Below are 21279 nucleotides of genomic sequence, written 5' to 3'. Positions count from 1 at the left end.
ACAATAAATTTTTGATAGGAACGAGTTATTCAAAAAAATATTCATCTCATATTTAAGGTTCATATCAGACTTCTAATTACTAATCTTCGTTTAACAAAGCAATACACGCGTCAATCTCTTGTACTAAGTCAGCGATTGTTTTCTTTATTTCTACGTTGTCTGTTGACTTCTTAGCTTTATTCGCCACAATTTTAACACTTTCTTTTTGAATTTCTTTACTTTTTTCAAGAAATTCTTGTTTTTTTAGTCTTTCATGGAGTTTGGCTATTTCATTTTTGTGTTCGGATATAGTTTTTTCTAAATTTCTTATCTGCGATTTTAGTGCCAAGACATCTTCAATAGCTTTGTCTTTTTCAAAAAATAAATTATTTGCTAGTCGATTTAAGCGAGAGAATTCTAAGGCATTCTCTTCTTTCATGATTATTTCAATGTATTTTTGCTCAACGGTCGTAGTCATTTTGATAAATAATTTATGGGCGTTTGAGTTAGAATCTATTAAAAGTCATGTTGTGATGGACTAAGCTTGCAATGATTTTTTGGCTGCTTGTTTGAAATCAGCAATTAAGTCTGAAATGTATTCTAAACCAACTGATGTTCTGATTAAGCCTTCGGTGATTCCAAGTTTTATTTTATCCTCTTTAGGTAATTTAGAATGAGTTGTGGTGTTTGGATTAGTTATAATTGTTCGGGAATCGCCCAAATTTGATGAGTTTGAAGCAATTTTGAGTAATTGAGTAAATCTATTGACTCTTTCAAAGCCACCTTCTAATTCAAAAGTAACCATTGCACCACCAGCCGCCATTTGTTTTTTGGCTAAAGCATATTGTGGATGAGTAGGTAAATGTGGGTATTTTACGTTTTTCACACCATCCATTTTTTCTAAAGCTTTAGCCAGTTTTAAGGCATTTTCACAATGACGTTGCATTCTGATTTCTAGTGTTTCCAAACTTTTGGATAGAACCCAAGCATTAAATGGAGACATTGAAGGGCCTGTATGGCGACAAAAAAAGCGAATTGGAGCAATTAACTCTTTTGTCCCTGTAATAATACCCCCTAAAACACGTCCTTGCCCATCCATAAATTTTGTAGCTGAGTGAACAATCAAGTTTGCTCCAAAATCTGTTGGTGTATGTATAATTGGCGTTGCGAAGCAATTATCAACGTAATAAATTAAATTATGTTTTTTTGCTATTCGTCCTACCATTGCCATATCGACTAATTCTAAACCTGGGTTTGAAGGAGTTTCAAGATAAATCATCTTGGTGTTTTCTTGAACGGCTGCTTCCCAGTCACTTTCTGGTGCGGTGGCATCAAGATAAGTGTGGGTGATTCCCCATTTAGCTAAAATTTGCGTCAATATTTGGTGTGCAGAGCCAAACAAAGCCCTTGAGGCTACAACATGGTCGCCAGCTTTTAAATGAGCTGCAAATCCTGCAAAAACCGCCGCCATTCCAGTCGCTGTGGCGATACCTTCTTCACAATTTTCTAACATACAAACCTTATCCACAAATTCTTGTACAGATGGGTTTGAGAATCGGGTATAAATATTTCCTTCGAGAGTTTCATCAAAAAGAGCTTTTCCTTGTTCGGCATCTTCAAAGCAAAAGCTACTAGTTAAAAATAATGGCGTAGAATGTTCTCTATATTGTGAGCGTTTGGTTTGGATTCTTATCGCTTTGGTCTGTTTTTTCATTGTAAAATTGCTACTAAATATTTATAAAATTTTAAGTGGATTGAGCTAAATTTATACATTAAATTTGCCTTCTTCGTAGTTTTTTAACCAATCTTTCTGAACACCGTGAATAGATTTAAAGAAAGGAACAAAGTATTTTTTCATATCAGCTTCAAAATCACCACTTGTAATAAATGGTTCTGCAAAAATAACTGATTTACGAGGGTAATCAAAGCCCGACATAATAATCGGAACGTTTGCCGCATGTGCCATATAATAAAACCCAGTTCTCAATTTACTTACGTTTTTTCGTGTACCTTCTGGTGCAATAGCAACCAAAAGTTTTTCGTGTTTTTTGAATGTTTCAGCTACTTGCTGTACAAAATTTGTACTTTTTGTACGGTGAACAGGAGTACCACCTAATTTTCTGAAAATCCAGCCAAATGGTGGACGAAAAAGCTCGGCTTTCCCCAAATATTTAATGTTCAAATTGACCATTGGGCGAGTACATAATCCAATAAAAAAATCGGAAGTAAAACTATGCGGAGCAACAACAAATAACCCTTTAGGAACATTTGGTGCATTGATAACTTTCCATCCCAATAATTGAAAAATAGTTTTAAACAGCCAGTTTAACATGCTTATAACAGGTTTTAATTTTTATAGGTTAAAGGATATTTTTTTAGTTTGCTAAATGCTGAATAATAACAAACGGTTTTGGACTGAAACAAACGATAAAAATTAAGAGAGCGAGCCATCCAAGCACTTTTCGTTCGAGAGTTAATGGCTGAGTATCGTTTGTTGTAGGATGATAAACGCCTAAAAAACGCCCAATCATTAATCCGAAAGCTAAAAATCCAGAATACCCTTCAATGCTAGGATAAAAGTAAGATATTAATAACTGAATCGCAATAACTGAAAGCGTAATGAGCCAATTAGTTAAAATATTTTCTGTAATTCGAGAAAAACATAAATAATTAAAGAAAATGAAAGCACCAAATTTTGCAATTAATTCAAGAAATAAGCTAGTATCAGTAGTCATAAATTCATGAGCATTGAAAAAGCCTAAACCAGCATAAAAAACAAAAATGCCAAATAAAATTGGTGAAACAATATTGAATGCTTTATCGCCGATTAAGCCGTAAAGTATATGACCTCCATCGAGTTGACCAACCGGGAAAAGATTCAATGCCGTAAAAAAAAGTGATAAATATCCAGCAAAAATGATTGGATAATTGGTATATAAATAAGGGTGAGGTAGTTCGCCAATTGCGATATACTCTTCAAAAAAATTAAATAATAAACTATCTCCTAGCTTTATAGAAATATAATCAGGGCTAGTTTCAAGAAATTTTCCGTATTCATTACCAAATTGCTTGAAAATAGGGAAAAGTTCAAATACGTAATCGAGGGGTGGCAAATGTGTAAATCCATACCAAAGTACAAAAAGTGCAGCGACAAACCCTGCCAAAGGTCCTGAGATACCAATATCAAAATATTTAATACGAGAAGTTATTCGTTCTTTGATTCTAATAAAAGCTCCTAAAGTTCCGAAGGTTGATGAAAGTCCGCCAATCCAAAGAGGAATATAATACGGTAAAGTAACATTCGTATTATGTTTTTTTGCTATAAAATAATGCCCAAATTCGTGTATTGTGAGGACACCAAGAAATGGAATTGAATATTTGAAACCTTCAAAGAATTCAGCCCAACCTAAAGGATTTTCACCAAAGAAAAATGGTCGTCCATAAATCCATTCTGCACCTGTGACGGTAGTTGTGGCTAATGTTACTACGAATAATATGATTTGTATTAAAAGCGTCCGTTGTTGATTCATGATTGTTTGTTGTAAACCACAAAGTAACGACTTAAAATATGTTTTTACAATATTCTAAGATGGAAGTAGGGGGTTCGACCAAAATTGTTTGCATACCGATTTTTTTTGCAGACTCAATATTGTGTAAATTATCATCAAAAAAAATAACTTCATTGGGCTGCAAATTGATTTTTTTAAGCACCGAATGATAGATTTCTACATCTGGTTTCCACATTGCCATTTCGTAGGAAAGAAAAAGATTATCAAAAAGAACGTCAAGATTACTAATTCCGTGAGCTTTTTTGAGGTAAGTATTAGATGCTTGAATATGAATATTGTTGGTATTACTGAGCAGATAAACAGGATATTTTTGTCGAATTTTTTTTATTAATTCTATTCTTTCAGCAGGAATGTCGAGTAAAATAGCATTCCAAGCGGTATCAACTTCAAAATCACTTAATGGAAAGCCAAGCGTTTGTCGAATTACTTCTCTGAATTCTTCGTCGGAAAACTGGCCAGTTTCATAGCGTTTGAAAATTTGATTTTCAGTAATTTTCTTTTCAATATATTCAGGTGATTTAGCAGTAAATTTTGCAAATGTTTGATAAATTCTTTGAAACTCGATATTGATAATTACATTTCCGAAGTCGAAAATTACGGCTTTGAATTTCATATAAATTAGTAGGGGTTGATTATAAAATAAGTATCAGACAAGTTCTAAATAAACGTCTGATACTTGTTTTATATTTTACTTGGTGAGGAGCAAAATAAAATATTTTCTACACTTTAAATATCACTTCAGAATTATCAACACGGGTTCGTTCTGTATAAATACCTTCGGGTTTACCAATTCCACAAGCCATAACCATACAAATTTCTGCTTTTGATGGCAAGTTCAATGATTTCTTAATCATTTTTTCATCAAAACCTTCCATCGGACAAGTATCATAACCTTCAGATTTCATACTTAACATGAAAGTTTGAGCAGCCAAAGCACATGATTTATGTAATGAAACTCGTTGGTCGGCGTGAGAAACTAGATGAATAATGGGTTTATTTATAATTGAATGATATACAACAATGCTGAACCTTATTAAAGTAGCTATTCCGAGAAAATCATTTGTATAAAATAGTGGCATGAGTTTTTCGTAATAACTCAATGCTCTTTTACCTTTTCCTTTCAATTCTTTGCCTTCAAATTGCTTTTTCATGTTTGCTAAATTCCATGCGGCACGCTGTTTCCATTTGTCTTGACGTGTAACAAAAATAACTAATTCGGAAGCAGTTCGAGCGGCTGATTGATGCATGCAAGCTTTTACAATTGCTTTTTTCTTTTCCTCGCTCGAAACTTGATAAAACTCCCAAAGCTGCATATTTGAACTATTTGCAGAAAGAACCGCTCTTTCGAGACTTTTACTAACAATTTGGCTATCATAAGCTGCGTTTTCATCATAGATTCTTACTGAACGGCGAGTGTTCAAGATTTGGTCGAATGTCATAGGTTTAGGGTTTGATTAAACATAAAAAAGGGCGAACTATTTGTTCGCCCTACAATATTAAATAAAACTTTTTCCTTTTTCAATCGCTCGTTCAAGTCCACCAACATCACTACCTCCAGCAGTTGCGAAATATGGCTGACCACCTCCGCCACCTTTCATTTCTTTGGCGAGTTCTTTTACAATATTTCCTGCATGAAGATTCTTTTCTTTCATCACATTTTCATCAATAATTACTGCAATTTGTGGCTTTCCGCTAATTTCAGCTCCTAAAACTCCGTAGAAATTACCAACTTTGTTTTTCAAATCAAAACAAAGTTGTTTTAAAGCATCTGCCGAAGGAACGTTAACTTTTGCTGTAATTACGTTAATTCCGTTGATACTTTCGGTAGTTCTTGCTAACTCATTTTTGAGTTCTTGAAGCTTTTCGTTTTCTAAAGCCTCCACTTTTTTCTGCAAATTTGCCTTTTCTGCAAGCAATGTTTCAACTGATTTGATTAAATCTTGTCCACGAAGCAATTCTTTCAATTGATTATTTATTGATAATTGCTCATTGATAACCGAAATAGCCTTTTCGCCAGTCATGGCTTCTACACGGCGTACACCAGCAGCAACTGAGCCTTCAGAAATAAACTTAAACAGACCAATTTTACCAGTTGAAGAAGCGTGTGTTCCACCACAAAGTTCTACCGAAAATTTAGGGTCAAAAATTACAACACGAACGAAGTCGCCATATTTTTCTCCAAACGTTGCTGTTGCACCCATCGCAATCGCATCGGCAATCGGAATGTTTACTTTGGTTTCTAAGGCAATATTTTCACGAATTTTCTCATTTACAATGTCTTCGATTTTACCTAATTCTTCATCAGTAACTTTGGCAAAATGCGAGAAGTCAAAACGAGTAACGGCATCATCTTGAAAAGAACCTTTCTGAACAATATGAGTGCCTAAAACCTTACGCATTGCCGCCAACATTAAGTGCGTAACGGTGTGATTAGTTCTGATTTTATCACGGCGTTCTTCATTTATATGTGCTACAACAGTATTGGCATCTTGCAAAATTTCGTCTAAATTTTTATCAGTCGAAATATGAATGAAAAGGTCGTTTTCTTTCTTGGTGTCTTTGATATTTATCGAATGATTGCCAATTGATAAATGTCCAGTATCACCCACCTGGCCACCCATTTCGGCGTAAAAAGGTGTGCGGTCAAGTACAATATGATATTCTTCGCCCGCTTTTGTTTTCACTTTACGATATTTCAAAATTTGTGCTTCACAAGAAACTTCATCGTAACCAACAAACTCAAAATCGTTGCCCTCATTCAACTCAACCCAATCAGTTGCTTCTTTGGCCGAATCTTTTCTTGAGCGGGCTTTTTGTTCTTGCAATGCTTTTTGAAAACCTTCTTCGTCTATTCTTAATCCTTTTTCACGAGCTATTAAAGCAGTCAAATCAGATGGAAATCCAAAAGTATCGGATAATTCAAAAACAATTTCTCCTGAAATAGTGGTAGAATTAGCTGTTTTTGCTTGTTCAAAAATATCATCTAATTTTCTCAAACCTGTTTCTAAAGTTCTCAAAAACGATTTTTCTTCTTCTTCAATCACTCTTGCCACAAAATCTAGTTGAGCTTTCAATTCAGGGAAAACATCAGCAAACTGTTCGGCCAAAACAGGTACTAATTTTACCAAGAATGGTTCGTTAAAACCTAAATACGAATAGCCATAACGAACAGCACGACGCAAGATTCGACGAATGACATAACCAGCTTTGGCATTAGAAGGAAGTTGACCATCGGCAATTGTAAATGCCACCGCACGGATATGGTCGGCAATTACTCGCATCGCTACATCAACATAACTATTTGATGAAAGTGTGCCATTTTCGCCATATTTTTTGCCCGACATTTGCTCAATTACTTGAATCGTATTTTGGAAAACGTCAGTATCATAATTAGATTTTTTACCTTGAATCGCCATACAAAGACGTTCAAAACCCATTCCTGTATCGACGTGTTTAGCAGGAAGCGAAACCAACGATTTATCAGCTTTACGCTCAAATTGCATAAATACGTTGTTCCAAATTTCGATAACTTGTGGGTGGTCGTTATTGACTAATTCTTTACCGCCAATTTTATCAATTTCTTCTTGGTCACGTAAATCAATATGGATTTCAGAGCAAGGTCCACAAGGGCCAGTATCGCCCATTTCCCAGAAATTGTCTTTTTTATTGCCTAAAATAATACGATTTTCATCACCGATTAGGCCTTTCCAAATATCAAAAGCCTCTTGGTCGAACGGTACGCCATCTTCTTCGCTTCCTTCAAAAACCGATACATAAATTCTATCTTTTGGTAATTTATAAACTTCGGTTAATAACTCCCATGACCATTCGAGTGCTTCTTTCTTGAAATAATCACCAAATGACCAGTTTCCGAGCATTTCAAACATGGTATGATGGTAAGTATCAAAACCTACATCTTCCAAATCGTTGTGTTTTCCACTTACTCGAAGGCATTTTTGTGTATCTGCAATACGCTTTGATGGAGGATTGCCATTACCCAAGAAAAAATCCTTGAATTGTGCCATTCCTGAATTATTGAACATCAAAGTTGGGTCATTTTTGGCCACAAGTGGTGCAGAGGGAACGATTAAATGTCCTTTACTTTTGAAAAAATCTAAAAAAGCCTTACGAATTTCGTGCGAAGTCATTGGTACAATGTATTAATTATCAATATTCAATTTCGAGGTGCAAAATTAGCTTAAAAATTGGACTTTATTTATACATTCACATCAAAAACTCTCCCGAAATAATCACTTATTTCACTCACAAGGATTTTCTTTTTGTCTTTTTCAATTCCTGCCAAGGCTTTGGCGAGTTGTTTTTTGAAGTCAATTTGCATTTGACGGGCAATCTGAATGCGTTGTGCTTGTGGACTTCCAGCTCCGTGCATTGATTCGGTTAAATAGCCAACGGCGTTCCGTCCCATTGTCATATTTTCAATTAAACGCAAAATTCTGATGCGATGTTCAGTTGGAACTTCTGCTTTTCCTTTGAGGTATTTTTCCAGTAAATGACCAACAGTTTCGCTTTTAAAATCTTTTTCGGAAGGTAATGTAACTACAATTCCGCCAGCTAAATCTTGTGCCAATCGACTAATTTCATAAGGCATTTTAGTTACATGATGTTTACAGACATTTGCCAGCATGTCATCTGGCATGAATGCTCCTGAAAGTGTTGGTTTTGATTGATAAGAAGCCGCAATGCCTGTCGCAAAAATAGTTTCATTGAGGTGAGTCATTTCAATCAATTTATCTTTGATATGGCTTGCTTTTTCGGCTCCGTTAAAATCGGCAATCGTTGCTGCTGCACCAATAAGTACATCACCCACACCACTTTTACAAACGTAACTTCTGCGGTGATAACAAGTAAATCGCTCAACAAGCATGGAAGCAAATTCGTATTCGCCATTCATAAAAATCAATTCATTTGGAATAAATACATTATCCAAAATTACCATTGCTTCTTGACCACCAAATTGTGCGTTTCCAACATCAATATTTCCGCCTTCCATGCTGCGAGTATCGCAAGACTGCCGACCATAAATATAAGTAATTCCTTCTGCATCAACTGGAATTGCACCAACAATCGCATAGTCTTTATCATTTTCAGTCAAACGAATAGTAGGCATCACAAGCAGCCAATGTGAATTTAAACAGCCTGTTTGATGTGCTTTTGCTCCAGTTATATAAACACCTTCGTGGGTTCTTTTGGTAATATGAACAAATAAATCTGGGTCAACTTGTTGGTGAGGAGCAAGGCTGCGGTCGCCCTTGACGTCGGTCATTGCTCCACCAATAACAAAATTTTGGCTTTGCATATTGGCAATAAAAGCCTTAAATTTTTGGTGATAATCTGTATTATATTTTTTGTCAATTTCAAAAGTAGTTGAATAAAGAGCATTGAAAGCATCCATTCCAACACATCTCTGAAAGCATGTGCCTGTTAACTGCCCCAAACGACGTTGCATTTTATTTTGTAAAACTACATCGTCACGTGTTTGTGCAATGTGCAAAAAACGATTGATACGAGTTTCGGTAAATGGAGAAATAGCCGTTGCTAATGCAGGTTCTTGTAAAGCCAAATCGAAAGTTTCGGCAACTGCATTTATCGAAGGACGTATCATCGGATGTTCGACAATATTTTCAATTAATTCACCTAATAAATAAACTTTTAATTTTCTATTTTTGAGGCTGTTGATATAATCTTCCCCAGTTATAATTTTATTCATAGATATAATTCTTTAACCAAAAAAGGTTGATTGATTTGCGTTGAAATGTTTTTCTAACCCCCTTTTTTATCGTTTTAAATGAGAAATGATTTTTGGTAAAACAACTTCTAAAACTGGTTTTGGAAGTTCATGGCCCATGCCTTCAATAATTATTAATTCTGAATTGGGAATGAGTGGAGCATAAATTTCTGCATGTTTATGACTAACAAGCGGGTCTGCATTTCCATGAATAACGAGCGTAGGAGCTTTTATCTGATGCAATTTTTTAAGTCTTGAGCCAGAAGCAACAATAGCACAAAACTGCTGATATCTAGCTCTCGGATTTTGCCCTTTTCTAACTTCGATACTATGTGTGAAAATATTCCTAAAATACTGTTCGTCAAATGGAAAGCGATTACCACGTAACATTCGATAGGTGGCTAGGTAACTTCCTACGGTAACTTTGTGTTCGGTATATTTATTTTTTACGTAAAATCTTTTTATGAGAAAAGGTAATGCCAAAAGTGCCAGACGTAATTTGATATTTTTTGCAATTTTAGGATTCAAAGTATAACCCGATGACATAATCGAAGTCAATGTTAATACTTTTTCAGGGTAATGAATGGCTATATTTTGGGCAATCATTCCGCCCATTGAAACACCAAGGATATTGGCTTTTGAAATTTGAAGAAAATCTAATAATTCAACACTATCTTTCGCCATATCTTCGAGCGTATATGGCTTATTCCTTCGCCAATTTTCATTCATCCAAGTTGAAAGCCCAATATCTCGATTATCAAATCTGATTACATAAAAACCTGCTTCAACCAAAGGTTTTATAAATCCTTCACCAAACATAACCGATTGAGCATCAAGCCCCATGATTAATAATATTGCTGGGTTTTCTGGGCTGCCAAAGGTTTCGTAATATATTTCAATGCCATTGACAGGGGCTTTTCCAGCTTTTGTATAAGAAAAATCAGACACGATTTAAGCGATTAATTTGGTTACAGATTTTTTTGATTCGAAAGTGTTAGTTTTCAACAAGATTAATTGTATTCACTAATGTCAATCTTATTTAATGAAGTTTATCCAGTAAAATAAGAATTATCTTTGCTATTTATTTTTTTCAAATGCCCTTAAAAACTCAGTTCTATCTGTAATTTGAGTGATGTAATTACTTTCGATTTTTAAGCCCTCTACTAGACTTACGTCCATTCCTTCATTATAAAGATGTTTGATTGCTGCAATTGTTTGGGCTGAATTTTGTAAAATATCATTCGCCATTTCGATACCAGTTTTTTCCAATTCTTCTAATGGAACAGATTTATTGACTAAGCCAATTCTTTCAGCTTCTTTTCCTGAAATTGGTTTACAAGTAAATGACATTTCTTTGGCTTTCAGAACTCCAACTAATCTAGGTAATCTTTGTGACATTCCCCATTTGGGTAAAATTCCCCATTTTGCATGCGTATCGCCAATTTTTGCATCTTCAGCAGCAATAATTAAATCAAAAAACATCATCAACTCAGTTGCTCCTGTGTAGCAATGACCATGTACGAGTGCGATGGCTGGTTGAGGCATCGTACGTAAAATTCGAGCAATTTGGTTGCCATCTTGCAATATTTCGTCTGCAGTAAACTGTCCTCCCACAAGCGATTCGTTCATTGCTTTCAAATCAACACCAGCCGAAAATGCTCTTCCAGCCCCTTTTACAAGTAAAACTTTACATGATTCATCGCCCGAAATTATTTGAAGGGCAGTTTTTAATTCTCTTATCATATTTGGGCTAAGAGCGTTGAGAGTAGCAGGACGGTTAAGAGATATGATAGCTATTGCAGCTTGTCGCTCAACAATGATGTCTTGGTAAGTCATTTTTATAAGGTTTAATAGAATAAACAAAAATAGCCAAAAATATTATGCGTGCATACTACCCAAAGTTTTTTATTTAAAACAAAAATTATTTAACTAATAATTTAATCAACTAAACAGTTAGTTATATTTGTATTGTATTAATCTAAATCTAACAAACACATGAAAAAGCTACTATTTGTATTCAGTCTATGCTTTATTGATTCTTTTGGACAACAAAAAGTTTTTAAAAAAGAAATATTTGATATTAAAATAATGTCAATTCATAAGGGGAAAGTTTATGTGAAAGAATATCCACCTTTAGTTTCAATTTTATCTGGCGGCAAAACCAATGATTTTAAAAGTTATGATGTAGAATCTAAGAAAATAATGTATGATTATTTGAAATTTGCTCGTCAACAAAATATTAGATTTACTGATTTTAGTAAAACCTTATATCTTCCTTTTGAACTTTTTTTTAACGAAAAAGGTGAAATTGACTATTTTGTTTACGGTTATGGGAAGGTTGTTTTTAATAATAGAAAATTTATTAGCGATAGCTTGAATGTTGAGGAAAATAAAATATTTATTGATTTGTCTGAAGACTTTTGTAAGAATTACAAATTCAAACCAAAAGGAGTTAATGAAAAATTTAGTATCAATTTGGGTTTGAATTTTGGTAAAGAGCCAAGAAAAGCGAGTAAAAAAAGTATTTCTACTATTGAACTGGCTGAAAAATGTGACCAACCTGATACTGTCAAATCATTAATGTTGAACAAGTTGTATCTCGAAAGTTTTCCAGAAGTAGTTTTTCGATTTAAAAATTTGGAAGAATTAGACATTTCAGATAATTATATTGAAGAAATTTCTAATAAAATTTGGGATTTGAAGCATTTGAAATTTTTGAGTTTAAGCGGAAACCAAATTGATTTTGAATCTTTTTCTTTTAAAAGAAATAAACATTTGAAAGACCTGAATTTGCAATTTACTGGCATGGAAAAACTGCCAAAATCACTAAAAAGAAATAAGAAACTCGAAATTTTGTTTCTAGGAAATAATCGGATTGTAATGAAAAACGGCGATTTTAAGCGTTTGAAAAGATTAAAAGTCTTAAATTTATATAACCTTAAAATGTTTTTTTTACCAAAATCAATCGGAAAGTTGAAAAGCCTGGAAGAATTAGATTTGTATCACAATGAGTTGAAGAACTTACCAAGTGAAATTTGCCGTTTGAATAATCTTAAAACTTTGGCTGTTGCAAATAATCAACTTTGGGATTTACCGAAAGAAATTAACCAAATGACAAAACTACAAACGATTTATGCTCATCATAATCGACTAAATACTTTGCCAAATTTACCCAATTTAAAATTGCTTGATGTTGGATATAATCTCTTTAAAGTTTTTCCAGAACAGGTTTATGAGTTGAAAAATTTGGAAGAATTTGATATCACAAATAATCAAATCAAAGACATTCCTGATAAGCTATTAGCGTTGAAGAATCTTCAAAAAGTATATTTTCATGGTAATGAATTTATGAAATCTAATGAAAAAAGTAAAGAGTTATTAAAAATAGTTGCAGAACTAGAAGAGCGTCAAGTTTTAGTGAGATGAGAAAATAAGTACTTTTTGATTTCAGCGGAGGTACTTAATTTATTTGTTAAAATTGAATCCTTATTATTATATTTGTTGAGGTAAATTAATCATTTAAGGATGAAATTTCATGGCAAAACTTTATTATAATACTTCAGAAGTTGCCGAAAAATTGGGCATTAATGATTCAAAAGTTCGTTTTTATGAAAAAGAATTCAAGCTGAACTTTGCACGTTCGGGGCGGGACAGAAAAATCACAAAAGAGGATATAGAGCGTTTACAGAAAATAATCGAGGAAAAAGACAAAGGCAATTTAACGCTTAAAGGAACACACAGGAAATTAAACAATAAAACAACCGTCAATAAAAATAAAAATGCCCTAAAAGAAAAGTTATTGACAATTAGGGCATTTTTAATCGAAACATTACATGAGTTGTAGGGAAAATCAAAAGAAAGTACCTACTGAAATCACAAAACTTTTTTGACTATTATTGAGGTTAACTGAACCATAATTTTGTGTATTAGCCAATTCATAGGGTGTATATGCGGTTGTGAATTTATTGAAAACACCTGCAATATCAACAAAGAATTTTGAAGAACGATAACCAACGCCACCTGTCAAAATCATTTGCGAACGGTCTAAATTATCGACTTTTTGTTTGTAAGGGTCGGGCATAAATTTGGCTCCAACTCTCAATCTGATATTTTCAATACGATATTCCGCTCCAACTTTCAAGTTTACTGCGTCTTTATAAAAATTCTTAATTGCACGCTTTTGTTCTGCACTCCAAGTATTGTCTTGTGGGTCAGAAATTCCCATTTGACTATAACCTACATATTCTGCATCAGCCGTAATAAAACCTTTTTTTCCTGGAAAAAAGAAAGTAGCACCACCGCTTGCTTTTAAAGGTGTTTTTAGGTTATAAGTATATTCATTTTCGTCAGTACTAACAGTTTTGTAATCAGTAACAATTGTGTTAGGTTTTACGTCAATAGTAATGCTAGAATTATATAGTTCTGTAACACTTATCCAAGAAGGAGAAGTAATATTAGCACCTAAACTAATATTTTCAGAAACCTTAACAATTGTACCTACTCCAAGGTTAATTCCACCTCCACGTGCATTTAAGTCATCGGTATAAGCAAAACCATTAAAGACTTTTCCTTGAGGAAACTGCTCATTATGGCTGCCCAAGTATTCATAATTAAGTCTAACAAAACCAACTGAAAATCCAATATAAGTTTTATCATCAAGATTTACGCCATAAGCAACATTCCATTGACTTTGAGAACCAGTACTAGAGTTTTTACCTGTTTGGTTTACTGGCAAACTTTTTTCAATCTTCGTGTAGGGAGCTCCACTTCCACTAACAGGGTCAATCATGAAGGCTTGATAATACATTCCTGTAGAAGTAGAGGCGGTTCCTGTACTTGTATTAAATTCGCCATCTAAAGTTCCCGAATCAACACCTCGACGGGTAGCTTTTTCGGCAAAATAATCCATCATTGAGCTACGTTTATTTTGTCCTGCATAGCTAAAGTCAGTTAACAAATTTGTTTGTTTGGAATAGGTTATTGCAAATGATGAACGCTTTTTGCGAGTTCCTTGACCATTACTACTCATTATAAGTCCTAATTGCCCAATATTAGCATTAGAAGTACTTGAGTTACTTGTTGAACCTGTATATAGCGAAGACGTATTGAGTGAATTAAATACTGGGGTAATACTTAATTCCGAACGATTATAAAACCCTAATCCTGCAGGATTTGAATACGCATTGCTAGCATCTGCACCAAGAGCGGCGTAACTACCACCCATTGCTTGCATACGAGCAGAACCAATGATTTTTGACTGTGAATATTTGAATGCATCTTCACCGTAAAAATGCCCACCTAAACTTAATTGTGCTTGTGCTTTAATTCCTCCAAGAATCAAAGCTGAGGCTATAAAAATTCGTGTAATTTTCATTTTATTAAAATAGTAATTGAAGAAAAATAAACCAGATTCAATAAAATCTTTAGTTGAGTTACTTCATAAGCGTTTTGTGTGAGGTTGAAAGATTAATAAATTTTCAAGATTAATTCTAAAAAACACCGTTGTTTTATTAATGGAAAACCTCGCCAAACGCTATGATTCAGCGAGGTTTTCGAATTTACTATACAATATCTCAAAATTGAGTATGAATGATTCAAAAACTACTTATCTCGGTCCACGGCTACTTCCACCGCCACTGCTGCTGCCGCTTGAGCTTCTTGATGCTCCACCACTTGAAGAAGATGATGAGCTACCACTATTCCAGCTTGAAGAAGAAGAGCTAGAAGATGAGGAAGAACCTCTTGACCAACTACTATTTGATTGATTCCCGCTACCACTCGACCAACTATCTGATGAACGGCTTGTACTTTGGGTTGGACGTGAATAATTGTAACCGCCAGAATTACTATTTGAAGAAGAACTACTTTCCATACTTCCATTTCTGCGAGGACGAGCATAATATGAATCATTTGAACTACTAGAACCATTAGTACTTCCACCATAGCTTCTACTGTTTCCACTGTTATAAGTGTCACTAGCAGAACTACCGTTCCAACTACCGTTTCTTCTTGGTGTAGCGTAATAATCAGAATTACCATTGCTACTTCGAGTTGTGCTGGTATTTCCGTAAGAATTACGACGTCCATCGGCAGAGTTACCATTGTTTACTGAAGAATTGGTAAATCCTCTATTGTAAGTACTAGAACCAGTTCCTCCGTCACGTGGACCATAAGTACGATTGGCTTTTGCTGTACCATTAACACCAGAAGTTACATTGTTGTAATAATTATTGCTGTAATAAGAGTTGCCATAGCCATAACGATAAGGGTCGTAATAGCCATAAGAAGAATAACCATAAGGGTTATACCATGAACTATAAGGGCTGTACCAAGAACTGTATGGGCTATACCAAGAGTTGAAAGGACTGTAAAAAGAATTATAGCCATACATACTACCTAGTCCATAACCTAGACTAAAACTTGAACCCCAGCCATAGCCATAACTTCCCCAACTATTTCCCCATAAACTTGACCCAAATGGGCTATAATAACCATATCTGTTGTAAGGGCTAGCCCAACCAGTTGGTTGACTCCAAGCATAATCATTCCAACCTGATTGGTAACCATTTGCAAATCCAGAAGTATAACCAGTGCCGCTGCTATTGTTACGATATACTTTACGAGAATTTACATAATTTTCATCATAATATTCGTCACTTCCTTCAGTTGTTTGGCTCTGTTGAGTTTCTTCTGGTTGATAACGTTGATTTTCAACATAATCAGGATTTTGTCTTGGCGTATATACAATCTGAGGAGCATCCTTTGATGAACCATAAGTATCATCATATTCTCCTTTGGTAGCAACTTGTTTTTGGCTACAACCCCAAGCACTCAAGAGAACAGCTACCGATAGATATTTTATTGATTTGAAAGTGTTCATTGTATTAATTATTAAATGTGGGTTTAAACATTTCTATGTATATGATGCGAGTGATTATGAAATGGTTGTACGAATAATAAAAATATTTTTTAAATTTTCCATTTCCTAACCAAGCTATTCTATTTTAAAACGATTATTACACAATACGTGTTTGAATAATAACATTATTTTTACAAACTTAATATAAAAACCTATCTTTGCAATCTATTTTGGGTATTAAAAAGCCATTAGAATTTGACAAAAGTTATGTCAAATAGGTTTTTTCTAAGAATATAACGAAAACTGTTAGTGTAAAATTCATTGAAAATTAGATATATTAATAGATTTTTGATACAAATATTTTTTTGTCAAATTTAAAATTTATTGAGAATAAAATCCCATATTAACAATTCATAATTTAAAATTTAAAAATGAGTAAAGGTCTTCCAAAACGTAGTGAAAACTACTCGGAGTGGTACAACGAGCTGGTAAAACGTGCTGATTTAGCTGAAAATTCTGCTGTACGTGGATGTATGGTAATTAAGCCTTATGGATATTCTATTTGGGAAAAAATGCAAAGAGCATTGGACGATATGTTTAAAGAAACAGGTCATACAAATGCTTATTTTCCTCTTTTTGTGCCTAAGAGCCTTTTTGAAGCTGAAGAAAAAAATGCTGAAGGTTTTGCTAAGGAATGTGCGGTTGTTACACATTATCGTTTGAAATCAGACCCAAACAACCCAGGTAAATTAATGGTTGACCCCGAAGCTAAATTGGAAGAAGAATTAGTGGTTAGACCTACCAGTGAAGCCATTATTTGGAGTACTTATAAAAACTGGATTCAGTCGCACCGTGATTTGCCGATTTTGATTAATCAATGGGCAAATGTTGTACGTTGGGAGATGCGTACACGTATGTTTTTGCGTACTGCAGAATTTTTGTGGCAAGAAGGACATACTGCACATGCAACTGAAAATGAAGCAATGGATGAAACTAAACAGATGTTGGATGTGTATGCCACTTTTGTTGAAGAATGGATGTCTGTACCTGTGATAAAAGGTTTTAAATCTGCTAATGAGCGTTTTGCAGGTGCCGATGAAACATTGTGTATCGAGGCAATGATGCAAGATGGAAAGGCTCTTCAAGCGGGAACATCACATTTTTTAGGGCAAAATTTTGCAAAAGCGTTTGATGTTAAATTTCAAAACAAAGAAGGAAAACTCGAACACGTTTGGGGTACTTCTTGGGGCGTAAGTACACGTTTAATGGGTGCATTGATTATGGCTCACTCAGATGATAATGGTTTGGTGCTTCCTCCAAAATTAGCTCCAATTCATGTTGTAATTGTACCAATTTATAAAGGCGATGAAGATTTGGAAGCAATCAAAGCAGTGATTATGCCAATTATTAAAGAATTGAAATCGTATGGAATTACAGTAAAATTCGATGATAATGATGCTTATCGCCCTGGTTGGAAATTTGCTGAATACGAATTAAAGGGTGTTCCGGTTCGTATGGCGATTGGTATGCGAGATTTACAGAGCGGACAAGTTGAAGTGGCACGTCGTGATACTTTGACCAAAGAAACTCGTCCACTCGAAGGAATTGTTACTTATATTAAAGATTTATTAGACGAAATACAAAAAGCAATTTACCAAAAAGCATTCAATTTCCGTCAAGAAAATATGTTTAAAGTTGATTCTTGGGCTGCATTTGAAGAGCAAATCGAGAAAGGTGGTTTCTTGCTTTGTCACTGGGATGGAACTTCTGAAACAGAAGAAAAAATCAAGGAATTAACGAAAGCAACAATTCGTTGTATTCCTTTAGATGCTGTTGAGGAAACAGGAACTTGTGTATATTCTGGCAAACCATCAAACAAAAGAGTGGTTTTTGCGAGAGCTTATTAGAAATCCAAGAGACTTTTTATTGTCATTCAAACATTTATAATTCATAATTTATTTAAAAAATGGTAAAATTAGGCGATAATGTAGCGGTACATTATAAAGGAACGCTAACCGATGGTACGGTGTTCGACAGTTCAGAGGGGCGTGAGCCTTTAGAGTTTCAGGTTGGTAGTGGGATGGTTATCGCAGGGTTTGATTCTGGTGTAACTGGTATGGCTATTGGCGAGAAAAAGACAGTACATATTCCAGTTGAAGATGCTTATGGCCCAGCTTCAGAAGAAATGATTTTTACGTTTAACCGTTTGGATATTCCAGATGATATTCCATTGGATGTTGGTGGTACATTAAATATGCATAACGGCCAGCAAGCAATGCCAGTTATTGTTCGTGAAGTTTCGGCTACAACGGTAGTACTTGATGGAAATCATCCATTAGCTGGACAAGATTTGATTTTTGAAATAGAACTTGTAGCAATTAATTAATTGTTTTATTTTTCTAGCAAAAAAGCAATTCTGATTTTTCAGAATTGCTTTTTTTACAACTTTATATTTAATAATTATATCTCCTCAAATTCTCCCATTTGACAGAATTTTTCAATTCTAGCGTCAATTCTTTCTTGTGGAGTCATTGTGTCTAATGTTTTTATTTCGTTCAAAATTCTTTTTTTCAAACGATTAGACATGTCATCCCAATCAAGTTGAGCTCCACCAAGAGGCTCTTCAATAATACCGTCAATTAATTTATTTTGAAGCATATCAGGAGCTGTTAATTTTAAGGCTTCGGCTGCTTGTTCCTTATAATCCCAACTTCTCCATAAAATTGATGAGCAAGATTCTGGAGAAATAACCGAATACCAAGTGTTCTCGAGCATCAAAACTCTGTCACCAATAGCTATTCCTAATGCTCCGCCTGATGCACCTTCACCAATAATGATACAAATAACTGGAACTTTCAATAGCATCATCTCTTTGAGATTACGAGCAATAGCTTCGCCTTGTCCACGTTCCTCTGCTTCAAGTCCTGGAAAAGCACCTGGTGTATCAATCAAAGTTACAATTGGTCGATTGAACTTTTCGGCCAATTTCATCAATCTAAGGGCTTTTCTATAACCTTCAGGGTTGGGCATTCCAAAATTACGATATTGGCGTTCTTTGGTTTTACGGCCTTTTTGTTGACCAATTATCATAACAGATTGTCCATCAATTGTGGCAAAACCGCCAACAACAGCAGGGTCGTCTCTAACGGTACGGTCGCCGTGAAGTTCATGGAATTCTTGACAAATTCGCTCGATATAATCCAAAGTATAAGGTCTATCGGCGTGGCGAGAGAGCTGAACTCTTTGCCAACGAGTGAGATTTGCAAAGGTTTCTTTCTTCAATTGCTCGATATTGTCAGAAAGGGTACGTACAGCACCACTAACATCGACATTATTTTCAGAGGCCAACCTCTTCATGTCTTCAAGCTTAGATTCAAGCTCGGCAATTGGTTTTTCAAAATCTAAAAGTGTTCTCATAATCTTTTATGAGATAGAAATAAAAGATTGAAATATGAATTTTGTTTTAATTGAATGGTTACTAATTTGATTAGAAAGTGTAACGTAAATCAAATATTTTACAAAATGTCAAAGCTCAAATCTCGCATTTCAAATCTCGAAAACTTGTCCTTTTTCTGGAATTTCTACTTGGTTATAACCCACATCTGCAAGGGTATTTTTAAAATTTTGCATTGTATGGAGTTCGCCGTGAACTAAAAAAATCTTTTTAGTTTTTTCTTTATTTTGAGTTTTTACAAAATCAATTAAATCATCTAAATCACCATGACCCGAAAAAACATCAACTTTTTCGATTGCAGCATTGACAGGTAATTTTTGGCCATTGATAGTTAAATCTTTTCTTTCACCATTTAATAGTTTCCAACCGAGCGTATTTTCGCTAGCATAGCCAACCATCAAAATCGTTGCGTAAGGATTACTGATATTCGCTTGAATGTGGTGTTCAATTCGTCCACCAGTAACCATTCCAGAAGCAGAAATGATGATACAAGGCTCAGAATGATTAGAAACCGCTTTACTTGCCTGATTCGACTCCAAATATACTAAATTTTCAAAATCAAACAGCGAATCATTTTCTTCATTAAATTCTCTTGCTTGTTTGTTGAGTAATCGAACATTTCTTTCGTATATCCTAGTGCTTGCTTTTGCCAAAGGACTATCAGTAAAAACTTTTATTGGAGAGAATCCTTTATCGGTGTAAAGTTTATTGAGTGTATAAAGCATGGCCTGCGTGCGACCAACGCTAAACGATGGAATAATTAGTCGCCCTGGAATATCAATACAAGCTCGTTTAATAATTTCTCCAAGAATTTCTTCGGGCTTATTTTCACTCGTATGATGGCGGTCACCGTAGGTGGTTTCTGTGACCAAATAATCAACTTGAGGTACAGGTTGTGGGTCAACCAATAGCGGATAGTTTTTACGACCTACATCACCCGAGAAACAAATAGTTTTCTTTTCGTTATTTTCAGAAAACTCTATGTAAAGATGAGCTGCCCCCAGCAAATGTCCCGCAGGAATAAATGTTACAAAACCATCATCTTTAAACTTAAATTTTTGGTCGAATGGAATCGGTACAAAATTTTCAAGAGCTTCCTTAACTTGTCTTTCTAAGAATAATTCTCTCGAATCAACATCTTTTCTTTTTTTAGAGCGTTTTTTACTGTCGTGGATTGCTTTAAATTTTCGTTGATTAAGCGAAGCCGAATCTAAAAGTAAGATTTCGCTCAATTCCATTGTTGCTTTTGTGCAGAGAACTTGTCCTTCAAAACCTTCTTTATATAAATTTGGTATTTGTCCAGAATGGTCAATGTGTGCGTGTGTGAGTATTACTAGATTTATGAGTGATGGGTCGAAAGGAAAAATGCCATATTCTAATTTGGGAGTATCTTGACTATTTTCACGCTCCAAATCAGTACCACAATCTATCAAAACTCTGTATTCATCGTCAAATTCGAGTAAGAACATACTACCCGATACTTGCCTTGTTGCTCCCCAGAATGTTAATTTCATATAATTTTATCAAATTATTAAGAATATTAAAGCATAAAACATGTTTGCATAATATTCGTAACACAAATTACGTAAAGATTTCTTTTTTTAACTAAGCATTTTTTTTAAAATTGTATAGATTTCCGAAAAAACAAGCGTTTGATTTGTGTGATAAGTTT

General features: G+C 34.5%; 18 protein-coding genes. 4 read left to right on the top strand and 14 right to left on the bottom strand.

Annotated features, from left to right (window positions below; genetic code table 11):
* Positions 1–79: 79 nt before the first annotated feature.
* The 10 genes from MJQ71_RS07880 to MJQ71_RS07835 form a co-directional block, all read right to left on the bottom strand.
* Positions 80–418 (bottom strand): hypothetical protein, encoded by a 339-nt coding sequence (locus MJQ71_RS07880; RefSeq protein WP_238806025.1) that lies wholly within the window; start codon positions 416–418, stop codon positions 80–82.
* A 99-nt stretch (positions 419–517) separates the two neighbouring features.
* Positions 518–1693, bottom strand: a complete 1176-nt coding sequence (locus MJQ71_RS07875; RefSeq protein WP_238806024.1) for a trans-sulfuration enzyme family protein — start codon at positions 1691–1693, stop codon at positions 518–520.
* 51 nt (positions 1694–1744) lie between these two features.
* On the bottom strand, positions 1745–2311 hold the full coding sequence (locus tag MJQ71_RS07870) for a 1-acyl-sn-glycerol-3-phosphate acyltransferase (RefSeq protein WP_238806023.1): 567 nt from the start codon (positions 2309–2311) through the stop codon (positions 1745–1747).
* A gap of 43 nt (positions 2312–2354) precedes the next feature.
* Positions 2355–3509, bottom strand: coding sequence for a site-2 protease family protein (locus MJQ71_RS07865; RefSeq protein WP_238806022.1), 1155 nt, complete (start codon positions 3507–3509; stop codon positions 2355–2357).
* A 31-nt stretch (positions 3510–3540) separates the two neighbouring features.
* A complete protein-coding gene (locus MJQ71_RS07860) occupies positions 3541–4161 on the bottom strand; it encodes an HAD family hydrolase (protein ID WP_238806021.1) in 621 nt (206 codons plus the stop codon).
* Positions 4162–4267: 106 nt separating this feature from the next.
* Positions 4268–4987: a nitroreductase family protein gene (locus tag MJQ71_RS07855; RefSeq protein ID WP_238806020.1), complete on the bottom strand. Its 720-nt coding sequence runs from the start codon at positions 4985–4987 to the stop codon at positions 4268–4270.
* A gap of 57 nt (positions 4988–5044) precedes the next feature.
* Entirely contained in the window at positions 5045–7696 is a 2652-nt protein-coding gene (gene alaS / locus MJQ71_RS07850; RefSeq protein WP_238806019.1) for an alanine--tRNA ligase, read from the bottom strand.
* 68 nt (positions 7697–7764) lie between these two features.
* On the bottom strand, positions 7765–9276 hold the full coding sequence (locus tag MJQ71_RS07845) for a 4-hydroxyphenylacetate 3-hydroxylase family protein (protein ID WP_238806018.1): 1512 nt from the start codon (positions 9274–9276) through the stop codon (positions 7765–7767).
* Positions 9277–9342: 66 nt separating this feature from the next.
* Positions 9343–10242, bottom strand: a complete 900-nt coding sequence (locus MJQ71_RS07840) for an alpha/beta fold hydrolase (protein ID WP_238806017.1) — start codon at positions 10240–10242, stop codon at positions 9343–9345.
* Between the two features lie 129 nt (positions 10243–10371).
* Complete coding sequence (locus tag MJQ71_RS07835; RefSeq protein ID WP_238806016.1) at positions 10372–11130, bottom strand: enoyl-CoA hydratase/isomerase family protein; 759 nt, start codon at positions 11128–11130, stop codon at positions 10372–10374.
* 159 nt (positions 11131–11289) lie between these two features.
* Between MJQ71_RS07835 and MJQ71_RS07830 the strand changes: the two genes are divergently transcribed.
* Entirely contained in the window at positions 11290–12720 is a 1431-nt protein-coding gene (locus MJQ71_RS07830) for a leucine-rich repeat domain-containing protein (RefSeq protein WP_238806015.1), read from the top strand.
* A 109-nt stretch (positions 12721–12829) separates the two neighbouring features.
* Positions 12830–13138 (top strand): helix-turn-helix domain-containing protein, encoded by a 309-nt coding sequence (locus tag MJQ71_RS07825; RefSeq protein ID WP_238806014.1) that lies wholly within the window; start codon positions 12830–12832, stop codon positions 13136–13138.
* A gap of 6 nt (positions 13139–13144) precedes the next feature.
* Here MJQ71_RS07825 and MJQ71_RS07820 read toward each other — a convergent pair whose 3' ends face one another.
* Positions 13145–14668: an OmpP1/FadL family transporter gene (locus MJQ71_RS07820; RefSeq protein WP_238806013.1), complete on the bottom strand. Its 1524-nt coding sequence runs from the start codon at positions 14666–14668 to the stop codon at positions 13145–13147.
* A 231-nt stretch (positions 14669–14899) separates the two neighbouring features.
* Positions 14900–16174: a hypothetical protein gene (locus MJQ71_RS07815; RefSeq protein ID WP_238806012.1), complete on the bottom strand. Its 1275-nt coding sequence runs from the start codon at positions 16172–16174 to the stop codon at positions 14900–14902.
* Positions 16175–16584: 410 nt separating this feature from the next.
* Between MJQ71_RS07815 and proS the strand changes: the two genes are divergently transcribed.
* On the top strand, positions 16585–18060 hold the full coding sequence (gene proS / locus MJQ71_RS07810; protein ID WP_238806011.1) for a proline--tRNA ligase: 1476 nt from the start codon (positions 16585–16587) through the stop codon (positions 18058–18060).
* A 59-nt stretch (positions 18061–18119) separates the two neighbouring features.
* Positions 18120–18539, top strand: a complete 420-nt coding sequence (locus MJQ71_RS07805) for an FKBP-type peptidyl-prolyl cis-trans isomerase (RefSeq protein WP_238806010.1) — start codon at positions 18120–18122, stop codon at positions 18537–18539.
* Between the two features lie 74 nt (positions 18540–18613).
* Here MJQ71_RS07805 and MJQ71_RS07800 read toward each other — a convergent pair whose 3' ends face one another.
* Together MJQ71_RS07800 and MJQ71_RS07795 are read right to left on the bottom strand one after the other, a co-directional pair.
* On the bottom strand, positions 18614–19570 hold the full coding sequence (locus tag MJQ71_RS07800) for an acetyl-CoA carboxylase carboxyltransferase subunit alpha (RefSeq protein WP_238806009.1): 957 nt from the start codon (positions 19568–19570) through the stop codon (positions 18614–18616).
* 129 nt (positions 19571–19699) lie between these two features.
* Entirely contained in the window at positions 19700–21121 is a 1422-nt protein-coding gene (locus MJQ71_RS07795; protein WP_238806008.1) for an MBL fold metallo-hydrolase RNA specificity domain-containing protein, read from the bottom strand.
* Positions 21122–21279 lie beyond the last annotated feature (158 nt).

Origin of the sequence: Emticicia aquatica (assembly GCF_923079645.1) — a bacterium.
In the GTDB taxonomy this organism is placed as follows: domain Bacteria; phylum Bacteroidota; class Bacteroidia; order Cytophagales; family Spirosomataceae; genus Emticicia; species Emticicia aquatica.
The sequence above is the reverse complement of the archived record's forward strand: the minus strand, read 5'-3'. Positions and strand labels throughout refer to the sequence as shown.